The sequence below is a fragment of the Thermofilum pendens Hrk 5 genome, assembly GCF_000015225.1.
Lineage (GTDB): Archaea > Thermoproteota > Thermoprotei > Thermofilales > Thermofilaceae > Thermofilum > Thermofilum pendens.
The window spans coordinates 25,002-31,504 of the sequence record NC_008696.1; the positions used below are offsets into that span (position 1 = coordinate 25,002).

At 57.3% G+C, this 6,503-nt stretch carries 13 protein-coding genes; 2 read left to right on the forward strand and 11 right to left on the reverse strand.

The features are described from left to right. Positions 1-64: 64 nt before the first annotated feature. Together TPEN_RS09570 and TPEN_RS09575 are read right to left on the reverse strand one after the other, a co-directional pair. On the reverse strand, positions 65-823 hold the full coding sequence (locus TPEN_RS09570) for a hypothetical protein (RefSeq protein WP_148678131.1): 759 nt from the start codon (positions 821-823) through the stop codon (positions 65-67). Positions 824-825: 2 nt separating this feature from the next. Then, complete coding sequence (locus TPEN_RS09575; RefSeq protein WP_052885431.1) at positions 826-1,119, reverse strand: hypothetical protein; 294 nt, start codon at positions 1,117-1,119, stop codon at positions 826-828. Positions 1,120-1,216: 97 nt separating this feature from the next. On the opposite strand from TPEN_RS09575, the gene TPEN_RS09580 reads away from it, so the two are divergent. After that, positions 1,217-1,726, forward strand: coding sequence for a hypothetical protein (locus tag TPEN_RS09580; protein ID WP_011751401.1), 510 nt, complete (start codon positions 1,217-1,219; stop codon positions 1,724-1,726). An 18-nt stretch (positions 1,727-1,744) separates the two neighbouring features. On the opposite strand, the gene TPEN_RS09585 is transcribed toward TPEN_RS09580, so the two are convergent. The 5 genes from TPEN_RS09585 to TPEN_RS09605 all read right to left on the reverse strand — a co-directional run bounded on the left by TPEN_RS09585 (position 1,745) and on the right by TPEN_RS09605 (position 3,308). Next, positions 1,745-1,942: a hypothetical protein gene (locus tag TPEN_RS09585; protein WP_011751402.1), complete on the reverse strand. Its 198-nt coding sequence runs from the start codon at positions 1,940-1,942 to the stop codon at positions 1,745-1,747. Further along, positions 1,939-2,412, reverse strand: coding sequence for a hypothetical protein (locus TPEN_RS09590; protein ID WP_052885432.1), 474 nt, complete (start codon positions 2,410-2,412; stop codon positions 1,939-1,941). The genes TPEN_RS09585 and TPEN_RS09590 overlap by 4 nt, the downstream gene beginning before the upstream one ends. A 213-nt stretch (positions 2,413-2,625) precedes the next feature. Beyond that, positions 2,626-2,817 (reverse strand): hypothetical protein, encoded by a 192-nt coding sequence (locus tag TPEN_RS09595; RefSeq protein WP_052885433.1) that lies wholly within the window; start codon positions 2,815-2,817, stop codon positions 2,626-2,628. Between the two features lie 25 nt (positions 2,818-2,842). Further along, the gene (locus TPEN_RS09600) at positions 2,843-3,040 is read right to left on the reverse strand and encodes a hypothetical protein (RefSeq protein WP_011751405.1); all 198 of its coding nucleotides are present in this window, start codon (positions 3,038-3,040) and stop codon (positions 2,843-2,845) included. A 52-nt stretch (positions 3,041-3,092) separates the two neighbouring features. Continuing rightward, entirely contained in the window at positions 3,093-3,308 is a 216-nt protein-coding gene (locus TPEN_RS09605) for a hypothetical protein (RefSeq protein WP_011751406.1), read from the reverse strand. Between the two features lie 68 nt (positions 3,309-3,376). Here TPEN_RS09605 and TPEN_RS09610 point away from each other — a divergent pair, with 68 nt between their 5' ends. Next, positions 3,377-3,871, forward strand: a complete 495-nt coding sequence (locus TPEN_RS09610; protein ID WP_011751407.1) for a hypothetical protein — start codon at positions 3,377-3,379, stop codon at positions 3,869-3,871. Here TPEN_RS09610 and TPEN_RS09615 read toward each other — a convergent pair. The 4 genes from TPEN_RS09615 to TPEN_RS09630 form a co-directional block, all read right to left on the reverse strand. Next, a complete protein-coding gene (locus TPEN_RS09615) occupies positions 3,868-4,590 on the reverse strand; it encodes a hypothetical protein (protein ID WP_011751408.1) in 723 nt (240 codons plus the stop codon). The genes TPEN_RS09610 and TPEN_RS09615 overlap by 4 nt on opposite strands. A gap of 104 nt (positions 4,591-4,694) precedes the next feature. After that, positions 4,695-5,156, reverse strand: a complete 462-nt coding sequence (locus TPEN_RS09620; RefSeq protein ID WP_011751409.1) for a hypothetical protein — start codon at positions 5,154-5,156, stop codon at positions 4,695-4,697. Then, the gene (locus TPEN_RS09625; RefSeq protein WP_011751410.1) at positions 5,134-5,652 is read right to left on the reverse strand and encodes a hypothetical protein; all 519 of its coding nucleotides are present in this window, start codon (positions 5,650-5,652) and stop codon (positions 5,134-5,136) included. The genes TPEN_RS09620 and TPEN_RS09625 overlap by 23 nt, the downstream gene beginning before the upstream one ends. An 8-nt stretch (positions 5,653-5,660) precedes the next feature. Next, a complete protein-coding gene (locus TPEN_RS09630) occupies positions 5,661-6,497 on the reverse strand; it encodes a tyrosine-type recombinase/integrase (protein ID WP_011751411.1) in 837 nt (278 codons plus the stop codon). Positions 6,498-6,503 lie beyond the last annotated feature (6 nt).

The window sequence follows — 6,503 nt, forward strand, 5'->3', positions numbered from 1 at the left end:
ATCACGTAAGAGTGAAACGGGGTAGCTAATAAACCTTTCGTTTAACTTTTCTCGGGGCTAAACGCTAAAAGAACGATAAAATCGAGGGCTGAGACCCCCACCTCCTCGCTATCTCCTCGTAGCGCGAGATATAGGCGCGTATAGCCTCAGCCCTCTCCTCGATATCGCTACACCAGCTGTTCTCGCACCACCGGTACATAGCGCTACTATCGAAGCTGAAGAACCGCCTAGTCCTCCCAGCCACGCGCGCCACAGCCCTGAGGCTCGGCCCGAAGACGTGGAAAGGCTTAGCCGTCACGGAGTCAAAGGCTAGAATCATCTTAGCCAAGACCCCCCACCTATTGCTGGCACAGGTGGGGCCCAAGGCTACAAGCTCGAACTCGTCGTATAGCTCCCTGTTCTCCGAGTACACCCTGACGGGGCTCAAGGGGTCGTCCTTCTTACCCTGCACCACGGCTACAGCCGTGCCCGGCAGGCTATCGACGCGCGTCAGCCACCGCTTGATGCTCTCTAACGTCTTCTCGACGTTGAGGGGGTAGAATTGCTCCATCCCCGGGTAGTCCGAGGGGTAGTCCGGAATCACGTAGTAGAACTCCTCGACCCTAGCCTGAGCGTGAACCCTAGAGATGAACCTAGCATAGCCGTACTCGAAGCCCGAGGGGTACTCGAAGCCCCCCGACTCCTTAAACACCTTGTGGACACCCGTATCGACTAAGACGCCCTCAGGTCTACACTTCTTCAGCCACTGCTCCCAGTCGTAGTACACGTATGGATTGACAACTACATGGGGGTAGCACACCCCAGCGCTCCTCAACCTACTCACGCTTATGTAGAGCCGCGGAACCACGGGGAAAAAGGCGGGCTAGGCGAGAAAAAGCCAACCTTTTTGATTTTCACCCTGACGCTCTCGGCTACGTCCTCCTCGGTGTAGTGTGTCTCGCTCTCCTCGTATACGTAGAGCAGGCGGTTCCACCTCGCGATAATGTAGTCAACAGTCCTCCAGACCTCCTCCTCGCCGTTCTTGAAGGTGACGTCGCAGAACACCATGGGGAAAGAGGGCTCGCTCCAGTTGTACTCCGTTGAACGCTTGACCCTGACGGTTGTTTTCACCGCCTTCACCGGGTTAGATAGTGAAAGGGCCGGCTAATAAAGCTTACGCTTAACCCTTCTCGGGGAAAAACGCTTATATACCCCTTCAGCTATAACTCTACCGGCTATGCCGATACTGGTACAGTTTGAGCGGTTCAACAGCGACGTGAAGCGCTGGATAGTCAGCTACCTATCTCCCCACGGCTGGGAGAAGCTAGCCACCCACAAGGTCTTCGTCGTAGACCCCGAGAGCGAAGAAAAAGAGGAGGAGGTGGAGGCGCCCATAGGCACCACGATACTCGTATCCGCTAGAAAGGTGGAGTTCTACGGAAACGCTAGGGGAGACGACATCGATAAGGCGGGCTACGTCAAGGTCTACGTGGACAGGTGTGGGAGCTTCCCCGTCATGGCTATCAAAGACCCAGAGAGGCGTAACAAGGACGTAGTCCTAGACACGCCCCTCGGTAGCTACACGTGCACCGAGGTCGTAGTCAACGAGGAGGAGGACTACGTGAACGTGGCGGACGCAGAGTACATAGCCGTGGCTCTGATGGCTAGATTCGTGGCTCTGGTGCCCTCCGAGCCCTTCAAGTACAAGGCGCTGATAAGCACCAAGGCGAAGCCCAAGCCCGAGTAAAAACATTCTTTTTTCTTTTCAGCTCCTCAGAATCATGGCCGTTTTACCGCCTAGGTCGTAGACCATCCAGCTCTTAACGTCCGTGGTGACTAGATGGGGGGCTGGCTTGCCGTCCAAGAAGACCTCGTCAACCTCGAACTTGTCCTTGATCTGCCCCGAGGAGTCCAAGAGGTAGACCGTGTATCGCCCACCGTTGCGCTCTACCCTGACCCTCATCGGCTGTCCCTGTCCTCCCTTATCAGCTTAGCCGCGTCTATACCCTTCTCTTTGAGAGCCTGAGTGACCGTCTCCCTGAGCCTATCCGTCTCCTCGGCGGCGAAGCCCAAGCTACCCCACTCCTCCAGCAATGTCTCGATTGCCACCCAAGCGGTCTTGTACAAAGCCTGAAGCTTCTCCACGGTCTCGGGGCTCAAATCCCCGCTCGTGCCGGCCTCCTCTACGTGGACTATGAGGCTGGATAGATGCTTCAAGACGCACCACTGGGGCTTCCACTTGCAAGCCCACTTAAGCTCCTTTGCAAGCTGGGCTACGAAGTCGCGCCTAACCTCCTTTATCGCGGTAGCCTCCTCGACCTCCCCCATCTCCCACTTATGCTCCTCCAAGTTTATGAGGTGCCCCAAGACCCATACCAGCTCCTCAACGGTGCCTCTACCCGGTCTTTTCTCCTCAGGCTTTTCCCCGCTCATATGCTTGAAGGAGCTGGCGCGGGCTATAAAGCCACCGCGCAGAAAATCCACAAAATTTTGTGGCTTTACCGTCAGCCTAAAAAGCCCCCGCGCCCCCCTATACCCGATGAAGTGGTGGAGAAAGCTCATGACGATAGGGAGCCCGATACCGCTACAAACTAGAGAAACCTACCTAGGCACCCCGCTGGAAAAAGAGAGAAAAAAGACTTTATTTTAGAGGATTAGCTGGGGCGTGTACCCGGCTCCGCCTACCGGGCAACCCTTAGCCCGGGCTATGTTCTCGATGTACGTAGCCGCCTGTACCTGTCCCATTAGGCGGAAGCCGTTGGCTAGGCTTTCAAGCGCCTCGCAACTGGCGAGGGCGAGGGTGTTTCTGTCGAGCTTGACCTTGACCACGCTTGTCACCTCTTAGCTAGTCGTTGTAGGCGCTTTAAAGGGCGCCGATGCTGACGAAGAACGCCTTGAGCCCGCTCTCCCAGTTGGGAGCCCACTTCTGACCGACTATCTGAGCCATTCCAGCCCTGCATCTGTCAACGTTGAGACCGGGGAATATCCTTGCGGCGAACTCGCAGTACTTGACGGGGTACTTTGCCTCGGTCTTCCTAATTATGTACTCGGGTACCGGCATGTCTGGTCACTCCCAATGGAGGGCTTCCCGTTTATAAGTTTTAGCTTTCGTTTTACGGCTTCACCGTGGGAGGCACGGGCTTGGTAGCCACCCTGTAGTACCCGTTACCGATGTTGCAGACGAGGACGGCTACCCTGTTCTTCTGGAACCAGAAGACGACGCACTCGTTTGGGTTGAGCTTGCTGAAGTTGTAGTCCGCGTAGTCTGTTGTAGTCACGGGTATCGTCTCTACTAAACTCAGCCCCTGAAGCTGGAGCGTGCTCGGCATACCTTTTCGCCTTTAAAGGCTCCCCCCACCTTTAAATAGTTGTCTCTCCCTTCTTAGCCCGATGAGCAATGATTAGCCCGATAATCCTGCTCCTGTTGATATGGCTGGGCACCAGCATAGGCATAGTGTTCGTGACCCTCAACGAGTACATCAAGGAGAACGGAAAGCTCGACGTAGCCGCCGCGTTATTCGCACTAAGAGAACTATCGGCGATTGCCCTCCAGTTCATATGGCTGATAGTCCTCCTCCACGTCTGGGGCTTCCTAGACATCAGAACCGAGCTGGGTTGGACGGCGCAGATACCCGATTTGAGCACGCCTCAGGGGCAGGCGGCGTACGTCTTCATCTTCGCGAGTCTGGTAATCATCGCAATCCTCTACGCTGAGGGATACGTCAACCTCGCGTTCACGGTGGCGGTGTTCAGCGGGGTAGCGATGCTCGGCTACATAGACGCCAACGTGTACTTGCAGTTGCTCGGCATAGGAGTAGCGATGCTCGCGGTCTTCGCCTACGTCTTCAGGAGCGAGCTAGAAGAAGAGCTGAGGCGCTGGAAACTCCGTTAAAAACCCTCCTCTTTTTCTCCCCCTTCTTCCTCCTCGCCCAACTCCTCCAAGTCCACCTCCTCGAACTCGGGCTCCCCTTCTTCTCCGCCCCCCTCGGGATTAGCCACAAAATTTTGTGGCTTTTCGCGGGGGAGCCGCGGCTTGACGGGCACGGGGGGAGGCGGGGGCTTGACCTCTACCGGTTGAAGGGGCACCTCGACGACCTCGGGCTTCAAGCCCTGAACCCTCGAGACGTAGTAGAGGTAGGGGTCGTTGTCCGGCGTGAAGTAGCCGCTAGCCACGTAGCCAAGCTGTGGAGCCACGTAGAACGAGTTTCTCCGAGCCAGTATAGCCCTGAAATCGCCCCGCCACACCAAGTGCCCCGTCACCACGGTGTCCTCGCCCGGTCTAAGCCTCGCAAGCTCGCCTCTCAGGTAGCTGAACGAGGGGTCTCTGAACCTGATTCGGGGGTTGAACCTCAGCAATTCGAAGACGGTGAACGCGAAGGCAGGGTCAACGTCCACAGGAAACTCCAGTATGAAGGTGCACCTCCTGTTCAACCTGCTGAGAATGGCTAAGCTGTGGAGGTCTGAGACGTCGTGTATCAACACCACGTACTCGCCCATCGGCAGAACCTTGGGGCTCAGGTCGTTGAGCCAAGCCACCACGTCCCTCCCAGCCGCCACGTCCGCGTCAGTCTCCCACTTGACCCTCGTGACCGGTCTCCTGTCCGCGCTCACGTAGTAGACCTCCTGTATCCCAGCCCCGGGTATGTAGCCGTGCCTGCCGAACGGCTCCTTTATGAAGGACTTGAAGTACCCGGGGGGTAAACCCTCGACTATGACTAGCGCCGTCTCCCACCACCCCTCCCCTTCTTCTTGGGCTTAGCCTCCTCCTCTTCCTCACCCCTCTCCTTTTCGGGCTTCCTAGGCCTCAAGGGCAGACGGACGTCCGTACCGTAGAGGAGGGAGCTGAGCGCCACGTGTATCTTCGTCTCGTCCATGTCCGGCGGCAGTCCCGGTAGCACCCTGATGTGCTCGGGCATGCTCACTATGACCGTGGGGGTCTTGACTCCCGCCACGGTTCTGAGACCGCCCTCCGCAATCCTTTCAAGCCGCTCGCGCTCCGAGAGGTACAGGTAGAAGGCTGTGACAAGCTGTAGCTCGTCCTCGACGTCTATGCTCAGCCTCTCGGCGTGGCTCCTCCACAGCGCCCTAAACGAGTAGCTGTTCTCCAAGGCGTACTTGCAGTGGGGGCACTCAGACCCCACCACGACGTAGACTTTACCCGAAGGGGGCTTCGGCACCTCCCACCACCTCTATGACCTTGGTGACGCTACGCGTGAAGCTGTAAGCCTGCCTAGCGCTGGTCACTACGATTTGGAGTTCAGCGAGGAGGTTCTCGGGAGGCATCACCACCGTGTTACCCGAGATGTTGACCTGAATAACGGTGGCGCTAGCCTTCCCCCTCAGCAGTGTGGTCTTGACCCACTCCCTCGTAAACGGGTCTGAGCCGGCTACGTTACCCAAGCACTCCGAGGACACGCGCTCGAAGATTTCGAGTATCTCGATGACGGCTCGCTTAGCCTCATCGCTCAGCTGTGTAGTCTTGGCGAAGGTCAGCACGGCGTGCCTACCCCTGTATACCACCTCGCCCGTGGGGGGAGTCCCCAGCAACTTGTTAATCACGGCGCTCAGGCTCAGCACGGCTAGCTGAGGCGTGGGAGGGTTGTTACGGGAGACGTCCTGCTCCACGAAATGGAGTAGCTCCTGCATCCTGTCCAGAAGCTCCTCAAGCTCCATAAAGACACCTACAGCTTTATCGTCAGGGCAGAGTCTATGGCGTCCACCATTCTCGCTACATCGACCTTTGTATATACTTGAGTCGTTGTTAGCTGAGCATGACCCAGTAGCGTCTGAATCGTCCTGATGTCAACCCCGTTGTTCAACAGGAGAGTAGCGTAGGTGTGCCTCAGCGTGTGGGGAGTCACGCGTTGAAGACCCGCGCGCCTAGCCACCCTTGAGACCAAGTGCTGTATGCTCCTAGCGCTTACCGGCTTATCGGGGTCTAACGGGCTGGGAAAGATGTAGCCAGCCCTACCCGTGCACCTCGCCTTGATAATCTCGACTACGTCCTTCGTCAGCGGTACAAGCCTGACCTTGTCACCTTTGCCCCTGACCCTCAGCATGTACCTGCCATCGCCCACCACCAGCACGTCCTCGCACCTGCTGTGCACGAACTCGCTTACCCTCAGCCCCGTCTTCAACAGGAATACTATGACCTCGCGCTCGGCTGGGCTAGCCACTGACAACAGCTTCCTGACGTCCTCGGTTCCCAGTGCTTTGGGGACGGACTCGGGCTTCTTAACCGGTGGCAGAGTCCAAGGCAGACCGGCGAACTTGTGGAAGCCCCTGAGCACGACGTACGCGGTTCTGATGCTAGTCCTCTTTTCCCAGCCGTTCTTTTCGAGCCACGAGATGAACGCGGCTGGGTCAGGCTTACCCGTATCCTCTACGAACTTGGCGTACGCGAACAGCACGCTCGCGTAGGTCTTGTACGTGTTGTGGCTCCTAAGCGCCTTGACTACTCCCAGATAGTTCTCCACCAGCGCCCTGATGTCCTCCGGCTTTGCCACCGCCTCTTGCACGGCTCA